Genomic DNA, 20,981 nt, shown 5'->3' with positions numbered 1-20,981 from the left:
GATGACCACCGAAGCCAAGGAAGCGAACCTCCCGGTCGCCGAACCCCGAGTGCAGGACGCCGATGTGCTGGTCATCGGCGGTGGTCCGGCGGGCACGACTGCCGCCACGCTGCTTGCACGCAAGGGCTGGAAGGTCGTCCTGCTGGAGAAGGCCAGGCATCCGCGTTTCCATATCGGAGAGTCGCTGCTGCCGATGAACCTGCCGATCCTGGAGCGGCTGGGGGTGCTGGAACAGGTACGTGCGATCGGCGTGCACAAGGTCGGCGCCGACTTTCCGGTCCCGGACGAGGCCGGCACCACCCATGTGTTCCGCTTCGAACGCGCGATCGATCCGCAGTACGGCTACGCCTTCCAGGTCAGGCGCGATGAATTCGACCAGCTGCTGTTCAACCACGCACGCGCCAACGGCGTGGATGCGCGCGACGAAATAGCCGTGGAGCGCGTGGAGTTCGAAGGCGATCGTCCGCGCACCGCACTCGCGCGCGACAAGGCCGGGAACGCACACACGTTCCGCTTTCGCTACCTGGTCGATGCCAGCGGCCGCGACACCTTCCTGGGCAACAAGCTCAAGCTCAAGCGCAGGAGCAGGCTGCACCAGTCCGCCGCGATCTTCAGCCATTTCAGGGGCGTGACCCGTCGCGACGGCGCGGATGCAGGCAACATTACCGTGGACCGCTTCGAGCACGGCTGGTACTGGCTGATCCCGCTGCGCGACGACGTGATGAGCGTGGGCGCAGTGTGTTTTCCCGAGTACCTGAAACAGCGACGCGGCGACAACGAGACGTTCCTGATCCAGACGCTGCAGGCCAGGCCTTCGGTCTGGGCGCGCATGGGCGATGCCGAACGCATCGCGCCGGTGCACGCCACCGGCAACTATTCCTATACCTGCAGCCGGATGACGGGCCCGGGCTGGGTGATGGTCGGGGACGCCTACGCCTTCATCGATCCGGTGTTTTCGTCCGGCGTCTTCCTTGGCATGAACAGCGCCGAGCGTGCGGTCGAGGTCGTCGACGGGGCGCTGCGCGAGCCCGGCCGAGAATCCGCGCTGCAGCGGGCGATGGAAAAGCGGCTCAAACGAGGCCTCGGGCACTTCTCCTGGTTCATTCATCGCTTCACCACGCCGGTCATGCAGCATCTGTTCGCGCATCCGCGCAACGACTGGCAGCTGGAGCAGGCGGTGATTTCGATGCTCGCCGGCGACGTGTTCGACAACCGTGCCGTACTGCGACGGCTGCGGATCTTCCGCCTGCTCTACGCCGCCAATGCCCTGGCCATGGCGCCGCGCGCGGTGCGCGGCTGGCTGAAGCGCCGTCGCCAGATTGGACAATCGTTCGACGGCGACACGCTCCAGGCGGGAAACCCTTGAGCCGCCCGGTTTCGCATACGCCTTCCTTTTCGGCCGCCCTCGCGGTCGATTACGAACATGCCGATTCGCCGCAGGCGCTGCTGGCCGACGCTTCGGTGCTGGCCGTGCTCGGCTTCGGCAGCGCTGCGCCGGCGTACGACGACCCGCGTTATCTGCGCGTGCCGCTGCAACCGCATGGCGCGGTACCGTCCGGAAGCACCCCATATGAAGTCTGGCGCGCGAACGCGCCTGTCCATAGCGGACGCGAAGGCGATATCGCCTGGGCGACCGATGGCGAATTGCTGTTCGGCGCGATCGAAGTGGACGAGGCCGCCATCGGCGTCGCCGCCGCGGCCCGCCACGCCTATGCGCGCATGACCGGCTTCCTGCAGGCCAGCGGCACTCCGCACCTGCTGCGGGTCTGGAACTACCTGGATGCGATCACCCAGGGCGAAGGCGACACCGAGCGCTATCGCGAGTTCTGCGTCGGTCGCGCACAGGGGCTGGGCGACTTCGATGCCACGCAGCTGCCCGCCGCCACCGCGATCGGCCGCAGCGACGCCGAGCGCGTGGTCCAGGTCTACTGGCTGACCGCGCGCATGCCCGGGACGCCGGTGGAGAACCCGCGCCAGGTCAGCGCGTACCGCTACCCGCGCCAGTACGGACCGCAGCCGCCGAGCTTCGCCCGCGCCATGCTGCCGCCGACCGATGGCATGCCGCTGCTGATTTCCGGCACGGCCGCGGTGGTCGGCCATGCCTCCCAGCACGCCGGCGAACTGCAGGCGCAGCTGGACGAGACTTTCCGCAATTTCGACAGCCTGATCGGCGCCGCGCGCGTCCGGCGCCCGGAGCTGTCGCCCCATTTCGACGCCAGCAGCCGACTGAAGGTCTACGTGCGCGACGATCACGACCTGCCCCAGGTCGAACAGGCGCTGCAGGCCCGCTTCGGCGACAGCGTGCCGCGGATCCTGCTGCACGCCGCCATCTGCCGGCGCGAACTGGCCGTGGAGATCGACGGCGTCCACGGCACTTGATCGCCACGCGCCAGGGCGCATATTGCGCCCGAACGACGGCGATTCCGCCGCACCGGAGGAAGACGATGGGACTGATCAGCCTGGTCTGGGGCATCTTCGCCATGCTGTGGATGGTGCTCGCCCTGATTCCGCTGCTTGGATGGGGCAACTGGTTCCTGATTCCCTTCGCCGCGGTCGGCGCGATCATCGCCGCGATCGGCATCGCCCTGACCTCGCGCGAGAAGCGCGGGCGCGCTAAGGCCGGCCTGGTGCTCAACGGCATCGTGATCATCGTGGCCATGTGGCGGCTGGGACTGGGCGGCGGCGTCATCTGAAGCCCGTGGGAGCGGCCTTGGCCGCGATTGCTTTTTCCCGGGCCTGCATCGAAAGTCCAAGGCAATCGCGGCCAAGGCCGCTCCCACTCTAGAATGCGCGCATGAGCTACCCCTTCGAGCGCCCGCGGCGGATGCGCCGCGACGAGTTCTCACGCCGGTTGATGCGCGAGCACGTCCTGACGGTCGACGACCTGATCTATCCGGTGTTCGTGCACGAACTCCATGGCCGTGCGGCAGTGCCGTCCATGCCGGGCGTGGACCGGGTTTCGGTCGACGAACTGCTGCGCATCGCTGAGCAGGCCAGCGAACTGCGCGTTCCGGCGCTGGCGCTGTTCCCGGTGACGGCGCCCGAGGCGAAGTCGGCTGCCGCCGAGGCCGCATGGGCCGAGGATGGGCTGTGCCAGCGCGCGGTGCGCGCCCTGAAGTCGCGGTTCCCCGAACTGGGCGTGATCACCGACGTGGCGCTGGATCCATATACCTCGCACGGCCAGGACGGCCTGGTCGATGCCACCGGATACGTGGTCAACGACGAGACGGTCGAGGCACTGGTGAAGCAGGCGCTCTCGCACGCCGCGGCGGGCGCCGACGTCGTGGCTCCCAGCGACATGATGGACGGGCGCATCGGCGCGATCCGCGGCGCGCTGGAACAGGAAGGTTTCATCCATACCCGGATCCTGGCCTATGCCGCCAAGTACGCGTCCGGTTTCTACGGACCGTTCCGCGATGCCGTGGGCAGCGCCGGCGCGCTGGGCAAGGGCAACAAGAACACTTACCAGATGGACCCGGCCAATTCCGACGAGGCACTGCGCGAGGTGGCACTGGACCTCGACGAAGGCGCCGACATGGTGATGATCAAGCCCGGCCTGCCCTACCTCGACATCGTGCGCCGGGTGAAGGACGAATTCGGCGCGCCGACGTTCGTCTACCAGGTCAGCGGCGAGTACGCGATGTTGAAGGCCGCGGCGCAGAACGGCTGGCTCGACGAGCGCGCCTGTGCGCTCGAGGCGCTGGTGTCGATCAAGCGCGCCGGTGCCGACGGGGTGCTGACCTACTTCGCGCTGGACGCGGCGCGCTGGCTGCGCGATCGCCTGTAGCAGCGCCGCTTCGGCGCGACGGCTCGCGGAGAGCGGAAATCGGGCCGAAGCTGAATTCCCATCTCATCGGCACACGCATCGCATGATCCGCAGGGCTACCGCCGACGACGCTCCCGAGATCGCCAGGCTATCGGCCCAGCTGGGGTATCCAGCCGCGATCGCCACCTTCGCCGAGCGCCTGCGCCAGCTGCAGTCCCGCGACACGCATGCCGTGCTCGTCCATGAGGGAGAAGGGAATCGACTGGCCGGATTCGTCGGACTGGAACAGCGGTTGATGATCGAAAGCGGGGAGCGTGTGGAGATCGTCGGCCTGGTGGTGGACGAGCAGGCACGCCGGACCGGCACCGGCCGCCGCCTGGTCGCCGCCGCCGAAGATTGGGCGCGCGCCCGCGGCATGCCGGAACTGTTCCTGCGTTCGAACGTCCTGCGCACCGAGGCGCATCCGTTCTACGAGCAGCTTGGTTTCCTGCGGACCAAGACCCAGCATGCCTATGTCAAGCCGCTACGCTGAGCGCTGGCACGCCGGAGTAGACTGCCAGGGCCACGCAAACAGAGGTCATCGGTGATGAGCAAGCACTACGCCGTCTTCGGCCATCCTGTCGCGCATTCGCTCTCGCCGCGCATCCATGCCGCATTCGGCCGACAGGTCGGCATCCCGGTCGATTACGTCGCCATCGACGCCGAGCCGTCGACGTTCGAGGAAGCGCTGTCGGTGTTCGCCGAGCGCGGCGGCGCAGGCGCCAACATCACTTCGCCGCTGAAGGAAGTCGCGTTCACCCTGTGCAGCGACGCCACCGAGCGGGCGCGCCGCGCCGGCGCCGCGAACACCCTGGTGCGCAACGGCGACACCTGGCACGGCGATAACACCGACGGCGCCGGGCTGGTGCGCGATCTCACCGGTCGCCACGCGCTTGACCTGCGCGCGCGCCGCACCCTGCTGATCGGGGCGGGTGGCGCGGCGCGTGGTGTCGCTCCGGAACTGCTCGACGCGGGCATCGGCGACCTGTTCATCGTCAACCGGACCTCGCATCGCACCGACGCCCTGGTCGACCTGCTCGGCCAGCCCGGACGCGTGCACCCGCGCTATATCGACGACCTGGCCGCGCTCGGCGAGTTCGACCTGATCGTCAACGCCACCTCGGCCGGGCGCGCCGGGCAGTTGCTGCACCTGCCGCCGTCGCTGGTCGGGCGACGTACCGCGGCGGTCGATCTGAACTATGGCGAGGCGGCGATTCCGTTCCTCGCGTGGGCGCGCGCCAATGGCTGCCACGACATGATCGACGGCCTCGGCATGCTGGTCGAACAGGCCGCGATCAGCTTCGCCCGCTGGCACGGCGTGGAGCCGGATACCGACCCTGTGTACGGCGAACTGCGCGCCGAACATGCGCGGCTGGTGACCGCGGACTGATCGAATCCCGGCCTAGACCCGGCCGGCGAGGTACTCATCCTTCAGCCGTACGTAGTGCTGAGCGCTGTAGTACAGCGCCTCGATCTCGGCGTCGGTGAGCCGGCGCGCGAAACGGGCCGGGCTGCCAAGCCACATCTCGCCTTCCCCGACCTCCCTGCCTGGCGTAATCAGCGCGCCGGCGCCGACGAAACCGTGCCTGCGGACCACCGCGCCGTCGAGCACGGTGGCGCCCATGCCGATGAGGCAGGCGTCCTCGATCCGGCAGGCGTGGATGATCGCCTTGTGGCCGATGGTGACGTCCTCGCCGATGACGGTGGCGAAGCCGCCCAGCTTGGCGTGCGGGCCGTCGTGGCTGACGTGGATCACCGTGCCATCCTGGATGTTGCTGCGCGCCCCGATGCGGATGAAGTTGACGTCGCCGCGTACCACGGTGAACGGCCAGACCGACACGTCTTCGCCCAGGACCACATCGCCGATCACGCTGGCGAACGGATCGACGTAGACGCGCTCGCCGAGCGTGGGCACGGTGCCGCGATAGGGGCGCAGGTTGTTCATGGCGTCATTCTAGAGCCAGTGCCACGGAGTGGGACGGCGACTACACTGCCGCGCATGGACCCGATCGACGCCACGCACGTCAGCGAACTCGAACCCACGCGCGCGCGCCTGCGTTCGGCCTGGCAGGCGGCCAAGCCCGACTACGCGCAGCGGCGGGCCGACCTGCAGCGGTTGCGGCGTGCGCTCAAGGCGCAGCTCGAGACCATGGCCGAGCGGATCTCGCAGGACTTCGGCGGTCGTTCGCGGCACGAGAGCCTGATCGCCGACGGCATGACCGTGCTGGGCGAAATCGATCACCTGCTGCGCCACCTGCGCGGATGGATGAAGCCGCGGCGCGTGCCGGTGGGCTGGAGCTTCTGGCCGGCGCGCGCGGAGGTGCGGCCCGAGCCAGTCGGCGTGGTTGGCGTGATCGCACCGTGGAACTATCCGGTCAACCTGGCGCTGATTCCGCTCGCGACCGCGATCGCCGCGGGCAATCACGTCTATCTCAAGCCGTCCGAGCACACGCCGCGCAGCGCGCAGTTCCTGCGCGAACTGCTGGCCGAGGTCTTTCCGCCCGATCGCGTTGCGGTGGCGCTGGGGGATGCGGAGGTCGCAGCGGCGTTCGCCGCCCTGCCCTTCGACCATCTGGTGTTCACCGGATCCACCGCCGTCGGTCGCAAGGTGATGGCCGCTGCGGCGCGCAATCTCACGCCGGTGACGCTGGAACTGGGCGGCAAGTCGCCGGCGATCGTCTGCGAGGATTTCCCGCTGGAGCTGGCTGCCGCGCGCCTGGCCACCGGCAAGTGGTTCAACGGCGGCCAGACCTGCATCGCACCCGACTATGTGCTGGTGGACGCCGGTCGCCGCGATGCGCTGGTGCAGGCCCTGCAGCGCGAGCTCGCCACGCGCTACGGCAGCGGCAACGAAGGCGACTACACCCGCATCGTCAACGCCGCGCAGTTCGCGCGCCTGCAGGGGTATTTGGACGATGCCCAGGCACGCGGCGCGCACGTGCTGCGCATCGGCGAATCGGATGCCCCCTCGCGACGCTTCGCGCCTGCGCTGGTCCTCGACGCGCCAGATGATGCCCAGCTGATGCAGGAGGAAATCTTCGGTCCGATCCTGCCGATCAGGACCTACGCATCGCTCGACGAGGCGATCGCCTACGTCAACGCACATGATCGCCCACTGGCGCTGTATCCCTTCAGCAACGACAGGGCGCGGGTGGAGCGCATCCTGAGCAACACGCTCGCGGGCGGCGTCACCGTCAATGACACGCTGATCCATTTCGGCGTCAACGCCCTGCCCTTCGGCGGCGTCGGCGCCAGTGGCATGGGCGCCTATCACGGCCGCGCCGGGTTTGACGCAATGAGCAAGCAACTGTCGGTGATGTGGCAGGCCCGGCGCGCAGGCAGCGATCTGCTCAAGCCACCGTACGCGAAGATCGAACGTTTCATCCGCATGCTGGTGCGTTGAGCCGGTTCAGAGCATGCGCCGCAGGGTGTCGTCGCGACGCCAGAAGTGGTGGTACAGCGCCGCCAGCACGTGCAAGCCGATCACCCAGTAGAACGCTTCGCCGACCGTCGTGTGCCAATGCTCGAAGGTCGCGGCGAGATCCTCGTTCTTCGCCAGCGGCGAGGGCAGCGCGATGTCGGTGAACGGCAGGTACAGCGGCCGGTGCTCGAGCCACAGCGTGGTCAAGCCCATCAGCGGCATGCCGGCCAGAAACAGATAGAGCGCGATGTGGGTAGCCCTGGCAACGGCATGCTGCCAGCGCGGCAGCGGCGGTACGATCGCCGGTTCCGGGTCGCGCACGCGCAGACGCAATCGCCACCACAACAGCGCGAATATCGTCAGCCCCAGCCAGAAATGGCTCTGCATCATCGCGGTGCGCTGCGGCGTGCCGCGCGCGAACAGCCCGCGCTGCTCCATCGCCAGGTAGACCAGCAGCACCAGCAGCGCCATCAGCCAGTGCAAACGCCGGCGACCGGGCGAATAGCGTTCGCGCGACTCCATCTGCAGTCCTCGTGCGGGGTGCGGGCATGGTAGCCTCGCCGGCGCGTCCCCGCAGCACAGGCCCGCGCATGAAGATCGCAAGCTGGAACGTCAATTCGCTCAACGTGCGCTTGCCGCATCTGCAACGCTGGCTCGACGAAGCCAGGCCCGACGTGGTCGCGCTGCAGGAAACCAAACTCGAGGACGCCCGTTTCCCCGATGCGGCGCTGGCCGAACTCGGCTATCGCAGCGTCTTCTGCGGGCAGAAGACCTACAACGGTGTGTCGTTGGTCAGCCGTCTCCCGTTTGTCGGCGAATGCATCACCGCCATCCCGGCCTTCGACGACCCGCAAAAGCGCGTGCTGGCGGCCACGATCGGCGGCGAGCCCGGCTCGCCCCAGGCACTGCGGATCGTCGACCTGTACGTGGTCAACGGCGAGGCCGTCGGCAGCGAGAAGTTCGAATACAAGCTGCGCTGGCTGGCCGCGGTGCGCGAGTGGCTGCGCCAGGAGCTGGAGCAGCATCCGAACCTGGTGGTGCTCGGCGACTTCAACATCGCACCCGACGATCGCGACGTGCACGATCCCAAGCGCTGGCGCGAGAAGATCCTGTGCTCCACGCCCGAGCGCGAGGCGCTGGGCTCGCTGCTGTCGCTCGGGCTGCACGACAGCTTCCGCCTGTTCAACGAAGATGCCGGCCACCACAGCTGGTGGGACTACCGGCTGGCGGCGTTCCAGCGCGGCTGGGGCCTGCGCATCGACCTGGTGCTGGTCAGCGACGCGCTGCGCGGCCGCTGTACGTCCGCGGGCATCGACCTGGAACCGCGGCGCTGGGAACGCCCCAGCGACCACACCCCGGTCTGGGTTGAAATCGCCGACGCGTGACTGGTGCGGACGCGTTGCAAAGAAAAAGGCCCGGCTTGCGCCGGGCCTTCCACTCGAATCCCTGAGAAACGTCTTGTCTGTGTGTTACGCGATCAGCGTACGCGACCACGACGGAACAGGTTGACGATTGCGAGCAGGATGACCGCGCCGACCAGCGACACGACCAGGCTCATGACGGAAAAACCGTCGTTGATGGATCCGGCGCCGACCAGCGGGCCGATCAACCAGCCACCGATGAACGCGCCGACGATACCGACGACCACATTGAGCAGGATGCCCTGCTGCGCATCGGTTTTCATGATCATGCTGGCAAGCCAGCCAACGACGCCACCCACGATCAACCAGATGATGATGCCCATTCTCGACTCCTTAGACAGGTGAACGATGGAAGTGCTCCCCTGCGTGGGGGCGGGGCAAGTCTGGGCGGCCCTACGTGACGGTCGCGTCAGCGAGACCCGGACCGGAACGGGGTGGATGCCGGTCCCCTGCGTTGTAGCCGAATTATGCGATCAGCGCATGCTGCCGCGCAGCAGCGCGAGCAGCGCGTCGCGCGGCAACTTGCCTGTATCGTTGCGTGGCAATGCATCGACGCGCCTGAGCGGACGCGGAAGAAAGGCGGGGTCGACCGCTTCGCGCAGAGCCGCAAGGATCCGTGTTTCGTCCAGCGTTGGCGCCACCGCCAACGCAGCGATCCTGCGTACGCCGCCGATCTGTTCGTCGAGCTGGAACACCACCCCATCGACGACGCCCGGAATCGCCTGCAACTTGCGCGTCAGGTCGCCGAGCGATGCGCGCTTGCCCGCGATCTCCAGCAGATCGGCATTGCGACCGCGCAGTTCGAAGCGGCCATCGCCGAGCACTTCAACCAGGTCGGCAAGTTTCACCGGCGCGGCGAGATGCTTCGCGCGCACCAGCGCGCCGTCGGGCTGCGGCATCACCGAAACCCCCGGCAATGGCGACCACGCGGCATCGCGTGCGGTGCGGCGCGTGGCGATCACGCAGGTCTCGGTGGAGCCGAACATCTCGCGCACTTCGCAGCCGAAGCTGGCTTCCGCCGCCGCCGCCAGTTCCGCCGGAAGCGGCGCGGTGGCCGAGACGATGCCGGCCAGCGCGGGCAGCGCCACGCCCGATTCCACCAGCGCGCGCAGGTGCACCGGCGTGGTCACCAGCAGCCGATGTCCGCGGGCGTGCGTCAGCGCATCGGCGATGTCGTGCGGGAAAAACGGCCGCGCCGCGTGCACCGCCGCGGGCGCGAACAGCGGCAGCAGCACGGACAACTCCATCCCGTACATGTGCTGCGGCGGTACCGTCGCGACCACATGGGCGATCTCGTGCTGCGGCCATAGATCGCGTAGCGCCGCCAGGTTCTGCTCGGTACTGGTGCGGAAGCTGCGCCAGGTCTTGGGGTTGGGCACCGGGACGCCGGTGCTGCCGGAGGTGAAGCCGATGACCGCCAGCGCATCGTCGTCCACGCACGGCACCGGTCCGTCCTGTAGCGGCAGCACGGCCGGCAGTTTCCACGACTGGATCCCGGAAATCTCGCCATCGCTCACGCAGTAGCTGTCGGGGTGACTGGCACGCACACCGGCGACTACGGCCGGGGTGCGCGAGGGCGGCAGCAGGTTGACCTGCCGACGGACTGCGGCCGCGCACAGGGTCACCACGAAACGGTACCGGTCCTCGCACAGGTTGATCGCGTGCCGTCCTTCGGGAAGCATCGCCGCCACTGCGCGGACATGGCCCAGGAAACGGCCGAGCGCGACCGGGCCTTCGGCGTCGAAGGCCACGGCCCGCTGCGCGTCGCCGTCGGCAATCGGCTTTGGCCCCGCCTGACCGGATCCTGGGCGGCCGAAGCCCTCGTTGTCGCGTCCCAGAACCGCGGACATCATTCTGCTCCCGGCGCGTCGAGCGCCGTTCCTCCCCGCTTTGTAGCTTACGCTGACCAGCCTGACAGGCGCGAACGGTCCGCATGCCCAGCCCGCCCACCGCCAACCGGATCGGCCCCGTCCGCTGGGTGCAACTGCCGCACCCGGCCGGAATCGCCGCGCAGTCGCTGGCCCAGACCTGGTTGGCGCAGGAACTGGGTGTGGAAGAAGCCGCGCTGGCGATGTCGCGCGATCCGCACGGGCGCCCGCGCCTGCCGGCGGCCCCGACCGGGCACGACGTGAGCTGGAGCCACAGCGGCGACCGGCTGCTGGTGGCGTTGAGCGAGGGCGTGGATGTCGGCGCCGACCTGGAACGCCTGCGCCCGCGCCCGCGCGCGCTGGAGCTGGCGCGGCGCTTCTTCGAACCGGGGGAAACCGCCTGGCTCGAATCGCTGCCGGCGCCTGCGCGCGAAACCGCCTTCGTGCGCCTGTGGTGTGCAAAGGAAGCGGTGCTCAAAGCGCATGGTCGCGGCATCGCCTTCGGCCTGCACCGGTTCCGGGTCGGCGAGCACGACGGAGCGATGCGTCTGCTGCAGGCCGATCCGGCGCTGGGACCGGAGCACGCCTGGTCGCTGCATGAGTTCATGCCGCTGCCGGGCTACCACGCCGCGCTGGCCTGGCGCGCGCCTGTCTGACAGCGCCGCTCGCGCATGACGGGTGTGCCGGGCCGCAGTGCGCGCCGATCCGGTCGCCTCGCAGCGTCGCTTCTACAATGTGGCAATGACCGAGCCTCTGCGCCGCGAACTGGAAGCCGGAATGCAGGCGCTAGGCGTCGATATCGCGCATGCCGATGCACTGCTCGCCTATCTCGCCCTGCTCGACCGCTGGAACCGTACCTACAACCTGACCGCGATCCGCGATCCGCACGCGATGGTGGCCAAGCACCTGCTCGATTCGCTGGCGATGCACAACCACCTGGACGGGATCGGATCGCTGGCCGACCTGGGCACGGGGGCAGGCCTGCCGGGCATTCCGCTTGCCATCGTCCATCCGCAGCTGCAGGTCGCGCTGGTGGAAAGCAGCGGCAAGAAGGCACGGTTCCTGCGCGAGGTCGTGCGGGCCCTGGGCCTGGCCAACGTGCAGGTGCACGAAGCCCGGATCGAGTCGGTCGATGCCTCCGGCCGCTTCGACGCCATCACCGCGCGCGCACTGGCCACCCTGCCGCTGATCCTGCAGCTCGGCGGGCACCTGCTGGCGCCGCACGGGAAGCTGCTGGCCATGAAGGGCGTGGTGCCGGAAGACGAGATCGCCGGATTGCCGGCGGGCTGGCAGGTGGAGGCGATCCATCCACTGCGGGTACCTGGGCTGGAGGCGGAACGGCATCTGGTGGTGGTGCGGCGGGCCGACCCGGTCGGTTGAAGCATTCGCCGCTGCTGCGCGCTTTGGAGCTTTCGAAGGCCAGTCCGGCGGCGACCCAGGCCTCGCGCGACCGCCGGCACGGCCTCAGGACGCGCCGGGACGCGTTGTGAGGCGCCAGCAGGCGCATTTAATCGCCGCCGCGGCCGCACCGCGGCCGTGGCGCGGCATAATCCCTGACCCGGGCGCCTCCGCTGCACCGGGACCCCGCGAAATTCCAACGAGGCGCCTCCAGCGCATGGCCCGGATCATTGCTGTCGCAAACCAGAAGGGCGGGGTCGGCAAGACCACCACCGCCGTGAACCTGGCCGCGGCGCTGGCCGCCACGCCCAAGCGCGTACTGCTGGTCGACCTGGACGCGCAGGGCAACGCCACGATGGGCAGCGGCGTCGACAAGCACGCGCTGCAGGCATCGACCTGCGATGTCCTGCTCGAAGAGCAGCATGCCGACGCGGCGATCGTGAAATCGGCCGAGGGTTTCGACCTGATGCCCGGCAACACCGACCTGACCGCGGCCGAAATCGAGCTGATGGACGAAGCTGGGCGCGAACAGCGCCTCAAGCGCGCGCTCGATCCGCTGCGCGAGCGCTACGACTTCATCATCGTCGACTGCCCGCCGGCGCTGTCGCTGCTCACGCTCAATGCGCTCACCGCCGCCGACAGCGTGCTGGTACCGATGCAGTGCGAGTACTACGCGCTCGAAGGCCTCACCGCCCTGCTGCAGACGATCGATGCGCTGAAGGCCAAGCTCAACCCCGCGCTCGAGATCGAAGGCGTGTTGCGCACCATGTTCGACGTGCGCAACAACCTGGCCAACGCCGTCTCGGCCGAACTGACCCAGCATTTCGGCGACAAGGTGTTCCGCACCATCGTGCCGCGCAACGTGCGCCTGGCCGAGGCGCCAAGCCACGGACAGAGCATCGTCGGCTACGACAAGGGCTCGCGCGGAGCGATCGCCTACCTCGGCCTGGCCGGCGAAGTGCTGCGCCGCCAACGCGAGCGCGAGAGCACCCCGCAGGACAAATCGAACATTCCGGAGAAGGCGGCATGACCGCTGCAAAACATCCCGCTTCGAAGCCGGCCCCCGCGAAAAAGCGTGGGCTCGGCCGCGGGCTCGAAGCCCTGCTCGGCCCCAGGGCCGCCGCCGAGGCGCCCAAGCTGGAAGCCACGCCCCAGGACACCCTGCGCAAGCTGCGCGTGGACGCGCTGAGCCCTGGCAAGTACCAGCCGCGCAAGCGCATGGACGAAGCCAAGCTCGGCGAGCTGGCCGAATCGATCAAGGCACAAGGCGTCATCCAGCCGATCGTGGTGCGCGAAACCGCCGCTGGCTTCGAGATCATCGCGGGAGAGCGCCGCTGGCGCGCATCGCAGCTGGCCGGGCTGGACGAGATCCCGGTGGTGGTGCGCGAGGTCGACGATCGCACCGTGGTGGCGATGGCGCTGATCGAGAACATCCAGCGCGAGGACCTCAATCCGCTGGAGGAAGCGCAGGCGCTGCAGCGCCTGATCGATGAGTTCGACCTGACCCATGCCGAAGCCGCCGACGCCGTGGGCCGATCGCGAGCCGCGGTTTCCAACCTGCTGCGCCTGCTCGAACTGCCGCCTGCGATCCGCGCGCTGCTGGAGGCCGGACGCCTGGAAATGGGCCATGCGCGCGCCCTGCTCACGCTGTCGCCGGAGATGGCCAGCAAGCTCGCCTCGGACGCGGCAGAACAGGGCTGGTCGGTGCGCGAGGTCGAACACCGCGTGCAGCAGCTGGCCTCAGGCAAGGTCCCGGGAGCCGCGGCGCGCAAGTCGGCCGGCAAGGCGGCGCCGCATGCGGATATCGCCAGCCTGGAACGCGAACTCGGCGAAAGCCTCGGCACGCGGGTCGTGGTCCAGCATGGCCGCGGCAACAAGGGCCGGCTGGTGATCCATTACAGCGACCTGGATACGCTCGACGGGGTGCTCGAGCGGCTGCGCGGCAAGCCCTGATCCATTCGCGGCGGCCATTGAAGCGAACGCTGCTGCAATCTGCAGGAGCGGCCTCGGCCGCGATCGCCGTCGATCGCACGAGTGGAAAATCAAAAGCGGTCGCGGCTGAGGCCGCTCCCGCGAAACCATCCAGAAACAGAACAGGTGCGGGCGCACCCGCACCGACAACGGCAGCGCTCGCGCGATAATGCGCGCATGACGATCCTGGTTACCGGCGCGGCCGGCTTCATCGGCGCCTACGTCTGTCGCGCCCTGCAGGCACGTGGCGAAACCGTCGTCGGCCTGGACAGCTTCAACGACTATTACGATCCGCAGCTCAAGCGCGACCGGGTCGCGGCACTGTGCCCGGACACGGGCGTCCGCGCACTCGACCTGGTCGACCGTGCAGGCCTGACGGCGTTGTTCGAGCAGGCGGCGCCGACCCGCGTGATCCACCTCGCCGCGCAGGCCGGCGTGCGCTATTCGCTCGAGAATCCGTACGCCTACGTCGACAGCAACCTGGTCGGCTTCGTCAACCTGCTGGAGCTGTGCCGGCACCGTGGCGTGCAGCATCTGGTCTATGCCAGCTCGTCCTCGGTCTACGGCGATTCGGCCACGCCGCCGTTTTCCGAGGACCAACGCATCGACGAGCCGCGCTCGCTGTACGCCGCGACCAAGGCCGCGAACGAACTGATGGCGCATACCTATGCGCACCTGTACGGATTGCGTGCGACCGGGCTGCGCTTCTTCACCGTGTACGGTCCCTGGGGCCGGCCGGACATGGCCCCGCTGATCTTCTCCCGCGCGGTGCTGGCGGGGCGGCCGATCGACGTGTTCAACCACGGGCGTATGCGTCGCGACTTCACCTTCATCGATGACATCGTCGCCGGCGTGCTCGGCGCGCTCGATGCCCCACCCCAGGACGACCCGCCGCATCGCTGCTTCAACCTGGGCAACCACACCCCGGTGGAACTCGAGCGGTTCATCGCCGTCATCGAACAAGCCGCCGGCAAGCCCGTCCAGAAGGTCTACAAGCCGATGCAGCCGGGCGACATGATCGAAACCATGGCCGATACGTCGCGGGCCCAGGCGGCGTTCGGCTTCGACCCGGCCACGTCGATCGAGGCCGGCATGCCGATGGTGGTGGAATGGTGCCGGACCTACTTCGGCGCGAATGCCTAGGCGCGGTTGTGCATCCGCGATAATGGTGCCGGCCATTCCCATGCCGGCCTGACGAAAGCGGAAACCCCCCACGTGACCACCTCGCCCACGCCTGAGCTTTCGGTCGTCGTTCCGGTCTACAACGAGGAAGGCAACGTCGCGCCGCTGGTGGCCGAGATCGTCGCCGCGCTGCGCGGGCGCACGGCCTTCGAGATCGTCTATGTCGACGACTGCTCGCGCGATGCCACGCTCGAGCGCCTGAAGCAGCTGCAGTCCCACACGCCGGAGCTGCGCGTGGTGCGGCATCTGCGCAACAGCGGCCAGAGCACCGCGATCCGCAATGGCGTGAAGGCTGCGCGCGCGGACTGGATCGCCACGCTCGACGGCGACGGCCAGAACGATCCGGCCGACATCCCCAAGCTGCTGGCCGAGCGCGAACGCGCGGCGCCGGAAGTGAAGATGTTCGCCGGATGGCGGGTGGATCGGCAGGATTCTGGCAGCAAGCGCTGGGCCTCGAAGTGGGCCAACGCGATCCGCGCCCGCGCGCTGCGCGATGCCACCCCCGACACCGGCTGCGGGATCAAGTTGTTCCAGCGCGCCGCCTTCCTGGACCTGCCCTACTTCGACCATATGCATCGCTACCTGCCGGCGCTGATGCAGCGCGCCGGCTGGAAGACGCTCAGCGTCCCGGTCCACCACCGCCACCGCGCCAGCGGGGTGTCGAAGTACAACAACCTGCAGCGCGCCTGGGTGGGCCTGCGCGACCTGCGCGGCGTCGCCTGGCTGATCCGGCGCACCCGGCGCACCGAAGTGGAGGAAGTACGTTCGTCCCCACACTCCTCCGACCACCTGTAGGAGCGCCGCTTCGGCGCGACGGCGCCACGCAAACGCGTGGGTCTGGCCAAATGCGAGCGGGTCTCCCAGGCCGCTGCGGCGGCTTGAACGTCATCGCGGCGGAACTACAGCAGCGGCGCAGTCGCGCCGAAGCGGCGCTCCTACAATTGGCGCTCCACTGCCGGAGCCGCTCCGATGACCGCCGAATTCATGAACCTGCCGATCTCCTGGCTGGAGTGGACGGGCCTGCACATGAGCCCGTGGAAGCTCATCGGACTGACCGGCGCGCTCATGTTCGGCGGCCGCTGGGTGGTCCAGTTCGCGGCCTCCAAGCGTTACGGCAAGCCGGTCATGCCACGCGCGTTCTGGTACATGAGCCTGGTGGGCAGCGTCATGACCCTGAGCTACTTCGTGTTCTCGCACAAACAGGACTCGGTGGGGGTCATCCAGAACCTGTTTCCCAGCTTCACCGCGGCCTACAGCCTGTACCTGGACATCCGGCACCGGGGCTGGCGGCGGGACAAGGCCAGCCATTGAGCCTGTGGGAGCGGGGGGGGGGGGGGGGGGGGGGGGGCGGGGTGGGGGGGGGGGGGGGCGGGAATAGGGCCCCAGCCCCGCCCCCCGCCCTCTCCCCCCCCCCCCCCCCCCACCCCCCCCCCCCCCCGCCCCCCCCCCCCCCCCCACGATCGGACCCCCAAGTTCCCTGTGGATAAGTCCTTGCCCGCGGCCGAGCGGCGCTGCATAATGCGCGGCTCGCTGCGTCCGGTCGGCCTTTGGCCAGACCGGGTGGGCCCGGGAAGCGCGATTCCCGCCCGCCGCCGGCAGCCTGAAATCCTTTCGTTCGCGTCGCGGCCGTTCCATCGCCCGCGGGAAGCCGAAGTCGTGCTGGCTAAGCACGGCGCCAAATCAATCGAGGTGCACAGATGTCCCGCGAATGCCAAGTGACCGGCAAGCGTGTGATGAGCGGCAACAACGTCTCGCACGCCAACAATAAGACCCGCCGTCGTTTCCTGCCCAACCTCCACGAGCGCCGTTTCTGGGTCGCTTCGGAGAACCGCTGGGTGAAACTGCGCGTTTCCACCAAGGCCCTGCGCACCATCGACAAGAACGGTATCGACGCCGTGCTCGCCGAACTGCGTGCCCGCGGCGAGAAGGTTTGAGGAGAACACCATGCCCAGCAAGCGCGACAAGATCCGTCTGATCTCCTCGGCCAACACCGGCCACTTCTACACCACCGACAAGAACAAGAAGAACACGCCGAACAAGATGGAGGTCATGAAGTACGACCCCGTCGTCCGGAAGCACGTGATCTACAAGGAAGGCAAGATCAAGTGACGATCTGCCAGCCGCGCGCAGCGCGGCGCCAGCAAATCGTCATCCCCGCGTAGGCGGGGGTCCAGCGTCTTCGAAGCCCGCCGCAAGGCGGGCTTTTTGTTTGTCTCCGGCCGGCGACGACCGTAAGACACGGCTTAGCGCCAAACGGCGAGCCGTCCGCAATGCGCCGCACCTCGCCAGGCGCACCGGTCCGCGTCACCCTCGCGCACCGATCGCCATCCCGAACCCGGACCAGGCCGATTCGTGCGCCGGCGTGGAACCGGCCTACACTCGCAGGGCGACTGCGGAGGGCGCGATGCCGTGATCCCGGGCTGGGTGCTGCTGCTGGTATCGGCCGGCTATGTCGGCGTGCTGTTCGCGGTCGCCTATGCCGGCGACCAGCGCGCGCTCACCACGCGCTGGCGCTGGCTGCGCCCGGCGGTGTACGCGCTGGCGCTGGCGGTGTACTGCTCGTCCTGGACCTTCTACGGCGCGGTCGGCACCGCCGCGCGCACCGGACTGGGCTTCCTGCCGATCTACCTGGGCCCACTGCTGCTGCTCGCGTTCGCATGGCGGATCCTGGAGCGTCTGGTGTTGATCTGCGGCGAGCAGCGCATCGTCTCGATCGCCGATTTCCTGTCCTCGCGCTACGGCCGCGCGCCGGGCCTGGCCGCACTGGTGGCGGCGGTCGCGGTGATCGCGGCGGTGCCGTACATGGCCCTGCAGTTCAAGGCGGTGGCGATGAGCGTGGAAGTGCTCGCGCCCGGCAGCAGCGCCGGCACCTTTGGCGACCCGGCCCTGTACGTGGCCCTGCTGCTGGCGGTGTTCGCGATCCTGTTCGGCACCCGTCAGATCGACGCGACCGAACACCATCGCGGCATGGTGCTGGCGGTGGCGCTGGAATCGCTGGTCAAGCTGCTCGCCTTCCTGGCGATCGGCGTGTTCGCGCTGCTGCACCTGCCGGGAAGCGGCGGCGTCGGCGCGCGCGCGTTGCAGGCCGCGCAGGTGGTGACCGCTCCGGGACTGCCGGGCGGTTTCCTGGCGCAGACCCTGCTCGCCTTCGCTGCGATCGTGTGCCTGCCGCGCCAGTTCCACGTTGCGGTGGTCGAATGCCAGGACGTGGCCGATCTGCGCCCGGCGCGCTGGATGTTCGGCGCCTATCTGGTGCTGGTCTCGCTGATGGTGGTGCCCATCACCCTGGCCGGCACCGATGTGCTGGGTGGAAGCGGGATCTCGCCGGACTCGTATGTGCTGGCGTTGCCGCTGGCGCTGGAGCGAGAGGACCTGGCCCTGCTGGCCTATATCGGCGGGTTTTCCGCCGCCACCGGCATGGTGATCGTGGCCAGCGTGGCCCTGGCGACGATGGTGAGCAACGACCTGGTCATGCCCCTGCTGCTGCGCCGGCGGGCGCTGCGCGGCACCGATTCGATCGACCGCCAGGTGCTGTGGGTACGGCGCGCCACGATCCTGGCGATCGCGCTGTTCGCCTACGCCTACCACCGCGGCGCGCTGGGCAGCGACAGCCTGGCGCAGTTCGGCCTGCTCGCGTTCGCGGCGGTGGCGCAGTTCGCGCCGGCGCTGATCGGCGGGCTGTACTGGCGCGGGGCCAGCCGCGTCGGCGCATTCGCCGGGCTGCTGGTCGGCGCCACCATCTGGGCCTACACCCTGCTGCTGCCGGAACTGGCCGGAGCCGGCTGGTTCGACCATGCCTGGATCGCGCGCGGCCCGTTCGACGTCGCTGCCCTGCGCCCACAGCAATTGCTCGGCTTGCAGGGCTGGGATCCGCTGACCCACGGCGTGTTCTGGTCGCTGCTGCTCAACCTGGGCACGTTCGTGTTCGTGTCGGTGCGCTATCGCCCGCGCATGCAGGACCAGCTGCTGGCCGCGCCCTTCCTCGACCCCTATGTCCAGCGCCAGCCGCTGGGGCCGGGCGGATGGGCCGCCGGGGTGCGCGCGGGCGATCTGCTCGCACTGGCCGCGCGCATCCTCGGCGAACGCCCGGCGCAGCGCGCCTTCGAGGAATATGCGCAACAGCAGGCCCGCACCTGGAACGACGAGGCGCCGGCCGACCGCGCGTTGATGCAGTTCACCGAACGCCTGCTCGCCTCGGCGATCGGCGCGGCCTCCGCGCGCCTGACCCTGACCTCGGCCCTGCGCGGCTCGGGCATGGAGCTGGGCGAGGTGGTGTCGCTGCTGGACGAAGCCAGCCAGGAACTGCGCTTCAACCGCCAGGTCCTGGCGACCACGCTGGAGAACATCAGCCAGGGCGTGAGCGTGGTCGATGCGCAGATGCGCCTGGTCGCGTGGAACCGCCGCTACCAGCAGCTGTTCGACTATCCCGACGGGATGCTCTACGTCGGTCGCCCGGTCAGCGACCTGATCCGCTGGAACGCCGAACGCGGCGAGATGGGCGCCGAGGCCGACATCGACACCCAGGTGGTGCGCCGGCTCGAACATCTGCGCGCGGGTACGCCGCATCTGTTCGAACGCGTGCGCGCCAGCGGCCAGGTGATCGAAATGCGCGGCCAGCCGCTGCCGGGCGGCGGCTACGTCACCAGCTACAGCGACGTCACCGACTACAAGCGCGCGGAAAGCCAGCTGCGCGAGATCAACGAGACCCTGGAGCAGCGGGTTGAGCTGCGCACGCGCGAGGCCGAAGCCGCGCAACAATCCAAGACCCGCTTTCTCGCCGCGGTCAGCCACGACGTGCTGCAGCCGCTCAACGCCGCGCGCCTGTTCGCCTCGGCGCTGCGCGAGAGCAGCCGCAGCGGCGAGCAGTCGCATCTGGCCGAACGGGTGGACGCCTCGCTGCGCGCGGCGGAGGAACTGCTCGACGGCCTGCTCGACATCTCGCGCCTGGAAGCCGGCGCGCTGCAGCCCGAACCCAGCAACTTCGATGCCGGCGAGCTCCTGCGCGAACTGGCCACGCAGTACGCGCCAATGGCCGCCGAGCGCTGCCTGCAACTGCGCGTGCGGCTGCACGACGAGCCCATGCCCATATACAGCGACCGTCGCCTGCTCCGGCGCGCGCTGCAGAACTTCCTGGCCAACGCGCTGCGTTACACGCGAAACGGTGGCGTGCTGATGACCGCGCGCGTGCGCGGCGGCGCCGTCGTATTGCAGGTCTGGGATACCGGCCCTGGTATTTCGGAACATCATCTGGCCCAGATCTTCGAGGAGTTCCGCCGCTTCGAGCACTTCGGCATCAGCGGCGAACGTGGGCTCGGCCTGGGCCTGTCGATCTGCCAAAGCATCGCGCGCACCCTCGACCATCCGCTCACGGTCCGCTCGCGCGTCGGCCACGGCAGCATGTTCTCGATCACCGTGCCGTTCGGCGTCACGACGCCTGCCGTGCCGGCGGAAGAAGCGCGCAGCGAAGCGCCGGAGCACTCGCTCGCCGGCCTGTGCGTGCTATGCGTCGACAACGACCGCGAAATCCTCGACGGCATGCGCGCACTGCTCACGCGTTGGGGTGTGCACGCGCTGCTCGCCGCCGATGTCGATGAGGCGCTGGCGCAGCTGGACGCGATGCCACCCGATGTCCTGCTGATCGACTACCACCTGCACGACCGCCTCGACGGCCTGGGATTGATCGACGCGCTGCGCCGACGCGCCGGGCGCGAACTGCCCGCGGCGCTGGTCACCGGCGATGGCAGCGACGCGGTGAAGCTGGGCGCGCGCGATCGCGGCTGCGTGGTGCTGACCAAGCCGGTGAAACCGGCGTCGCTGCGGGCGCTGCTCGCGTCGGTGCGGCAGACGGCTGCAGTCGCGTAGGGCGGGCCCTGGCCCGTCAGACGACGTGCGATGCGGCTCGGGTCCTTGAGCAA

22 protein-coding genes are annotated in these 20,981 nt (G+C 68.9%); 18 read left to right on the top strand and 4 right to left on the bottom strand.

The genetic code is table 11. The annotated features are described in order from the left end of the window. Position 1 precedes the first annotated feature (1 nt). The 6 genes from MC375_RS05685 (at position 2) to aroE (ending at position 5,195) form a co-directional block, all read left to right on the top strand. The gene (locus MC375_RS05685; RefSeq protein ID WP_242102324.1) at positions 2-1,366 is read left to right on the top strand and encodes an NAD(P)/FAD-dependent oxidoreductase; all 1,365 of its coding nucleotides are present in this window, start codon (positions 2-4) and stop codon (positions 1,364-1,366) included. Beyond that, a complete protein-coding gene (locus tag MC375_RS05680) occupies positions 1,363-2,379 on the top strand; it encodes a pteridine-dependent deoxygenase (RefSeq protein ID WP_343223547.1) in 1,017 nt (338 codons plus the stop codon). Before MC375_RS05685 ends, MC375_RS05680 begins: the two co-directional genes overlap by 4 nt. Before the next feature lie 65 nt (positions 2,380-2,444). Beyond that, the gene (locus tag MC375_RS05675) at positions 2,445-2,693 is read left to right on the top strand and encodes a hypothetical protein (protein ID WP_242102323.1); all 249 of its coding nucleotides are present in this window, start codon (positions 2,445-2,447) and stop codon (positions 2,691-2,693) included. A 101-nt stretch (positions 2,694-2,794) separates the two neighbouring features. Next, on the top strand, positions 2,795-3,787 hold the full coding sequence (gene hemB, locus MC375_RS05670; protein WP_242102322.1) for a porphobilinogen synthase: 993 nt from the start codon (positions 2,795-2,797) through the stop codon (positions 3,785-3,787). Between the two features lie 82 nt (positions 3,788-3,869). Next, positions 3,870-4,298, top strand: a complete 429-nt coding sequence (locus tag MC375_RS05665; protein WP_242102321.1) for a GNAT family N-acetyltransferase — start codon at positions 3,870-3,872, stop codon at positions 4,296-4,298. A 54-nt stretch (positions 4,299-4,352) separates the two neighbouring features. Next, complete coding sequence (gene aroE / locus MC375_RS05660) at positions 4,353-5,195, top strand: shikimate dehydrogenase (RefSeq protein WP_242102320.1); 843 nt, start codon at positions 4,353-4,355, stop codon at positions 5,193-5,195. Positions 5,196-5,207: 12 nt separating this feature from the next. Here aroE and MC375_RS05655 read toward each other — a convergent pair whose 3' ends face one another. After that, positions 5,208-5,750, bottom strand: a complete 543-nt coding sequence (locus MC375_RS05655; RefSeq protein WP_242102319.1) for a gamma carbonic anhydrase family protein — start codon at positions 5,748-5,750, stop codon at positions 5,208-5,210. A 54-nt stretch (positions 5,751-5,804) separates the two neighbouring features. Here MC375_RS05655 and MC375_RS05650 point away from each other — a divergent pair, with 54 nt between their 5' ends. Beyond that, positions 5,805-7,208: a coniferyl aldehyde dehydrogenase gene (locus MC375_RS05650; RefSeq protein ID WP_242102318.1), complete on the top strand. Its 1,404-nt coding sequence runs from the start codon at positions 5,805-5,807 to the stop codon at positions 7,206-7,208. 6 nt (positions 7,209-7,214) lie between these two features. Here MC375_RS05650 and MC375_RS05645 read toward each other — a convergent pair whose 3' ends face one another. Next, positions 7,215-7,748 carry a cytochrome b gene (locus MC375_RS05645; protein WP_242102317.1) on the bottom strand — a complete coding sequence of 178 codons (534 nt, stop codon included), beginning with the start codon at positions 7,746-7,748 and terminating at the stop codon, positions 7,215-7,217. A 68-nt stretch (positions 7,749-7,816) separates the two neighbouring features. On the opposite strand from MC375_RS05645, the gene xth reads away from it, so the two are divergent. Further along, positions 7,817-8,611, top strand: a complete 795-nt coding sequence (gene xth, locus MC375_RS05640; protein WP_242102316.1) for an exodeoxyribonuclease III — start codon at positions 7,817-7,819, stop codon at positions 8,609-8,611. A 92-nt stretch (positions 8,612-8,703) separates the two neighbouring features. Here the strand turns inward: xth and MC375_RS05635 are convergent, their stop codons facing one another. Further along, positions 8,704-8,970, bottom strand: coding sequence for a GlsB/YeaQ/YmgE family stress response membrane protein (locus MC375_RS05635; protein ID WP_242102315.1), 267 nt, complete (start codon positions 8,968-8,970; stop codon positions 8,704-8,706). Positions 8,971-9,120: 150 nt separating this feature from the next. Further along, the gene (locus tag MC375_RS05630; RefSeq protein ID WP_242102314.1) at positions 9,121-10,497 is read right to left on the bottom strand and encodes an AMP-binding protein; all 1,377 of its coding nucleotides are present in this window, start codon (positions 10,495-10,497) and stop codon (positions 9,121-9,123) included. Between the two features lie 83 nt (positions 10,498-10,580). Between MC375_RS05630 and MC375_RS05625 the strand changes: the two genes are divergently transcribed. The 10 genes from MC375_RS05625 to MC375_RS05580 all read left to right on the top strand — a co-directional run bounded on the left by MC375_RS05625 (position 10,581) and on the right by MC375_RS05580 (position 20,928). Next, positions 10,581-11,171 carry a 4'-phosphopantetheinyl transferase superfamily protein gene (locus tag MC375_RS05625; protein WP_242102313.1) on the top strand — a complete coding sequence of 197 codons (591 nt, stop codon included), beginning with the start codon at positions 10,581-10,583 and terminating at the stop codon, positions 11,169-11,171. Between the two features lie 85 nt (positions 11,172-11,256). Next, positions 11,257-11,895 (top strand): 16S rRNA (guanine(527)-N(7))-methyltransferase RsmG, encoded by a 639-nt coding sequence (gene rsmG, locus MC375_RS05620; protein WP_242102312.1) that lies wholly within the window; start codon positions 11,257-11,259, stop codon positions 11,893-11,895. A 235-nt stretch (positions 11,896-12,130) separates the two neighbouring features. Further along, positions 12,131-12,943, top strand: a complete 813-nt coding sequence (locus tag MC375_RS05615) for a ParA family protein (RefSeq protein ID WP_242102311.1) — start codon at positions 12,131-12,133, stop codon at positions 12,941-12,943. Further along, a complete protein-coding gene (locus MC375_RS05610; RefSeq protein WP_242102310.1) occupies positions 12,940-13,866 on the top strand; it encodes a ParB/RepB/Spo0J family partition protein in 927 nt (308 codons plus the stop codon). The genes MC375_RS05615 and MC375_RS05610 overlap by 4 nt, the downstream gene beginning before the upstream one ends. Before the next feature lie 195 nt (positions 13,867-14,061). Beyond that, on the top strand, positions 14,062-15,027 hold the full coding sequence (locus MC375_RS05605) for an NAD-dependent epimerase/dehydratase family protein (protein WP_242102309.1): 966 nt from the start codon (positions 14,062-14,064) through the stop codon (positions 15,025-15,027). Between the two features lie 72 nt (positions 15,028-15,099). Then, positions 15,100-15,861 carry a glycosyltransferase family 2 protein gene (locus tag MC375_RS05600; protein ID WP_242102308.1) on the top strand — a complete coding sequence of 254 codons (762 nt, stop codon included), beginning with the start codon at positions 15,100-15,102 and terminating at the stop codon, positions 15,859-15,861. Between the two features lie 174 nt (positions 15,862-16,035). Further along, positions 16,036-16,377, top strand: coding sequence for a lipid-A-disaccharide synthase N-terminal domain-containing protein (locus MC375_RS05595; protein ID WP_242102307.1), 342 nt, complete (start codon positions 16,036-16,038; stop codon positions 16,375-16,377). A 386-nt stretch (positions 16,378-16,763) separates the two neighbouring features. Beyond that, a complete protein-coding gene (rpmB, locus tag MC375_RS05590) occupies positions 16,764-17,000 on the top strand; it encodes a 50S ribosomal protein L28 (protein ID WP_242102306.1) in 237 nt (78 codons plus the stop codon). Between the two features lie 10 nt (positions 17,001-17,010). Next, entirely contained in the window at positions 17,011-17,175 is a 165-nt protein-coding gene (gene rpmG, locus MC375_RS05585; protein ID WP_242102305.1) for a 50S ribosomal protein L33, read from the top strand. Between the two features lie 300 nt (positions 17,176-17,475). Continuing rightward, positions 17,476-20,928, top strand: a complete 3,453-nt coding sequence (locus MC375_RS05580) for a PAS domain-containing hybrid sensor histidine kinase/response regulator (protein WP_242102304.1) — start codon at positions 17,476-17,478, stop codon at positions 20,926-20,928. The last annotated feature ends 53 nt before the right edge of the window (positions 20,929-20,981 follow it).

Origin of the sequence: Lysobacter sp. M2-1 (assembly GCF_022662495.1) — a bacterium.
In the GTDB taxonomy this organism is placed as follows: Bacteria; Pseudomonadota; Gammaproteobacteria; order Xanthomonadales; family Xanthomonadaceae; genus JAKPBU01.
Note: the sequence above shows the minus strand (reverse complement) of the source record. Positions and strands in the feature narration are given on the sequence as shown.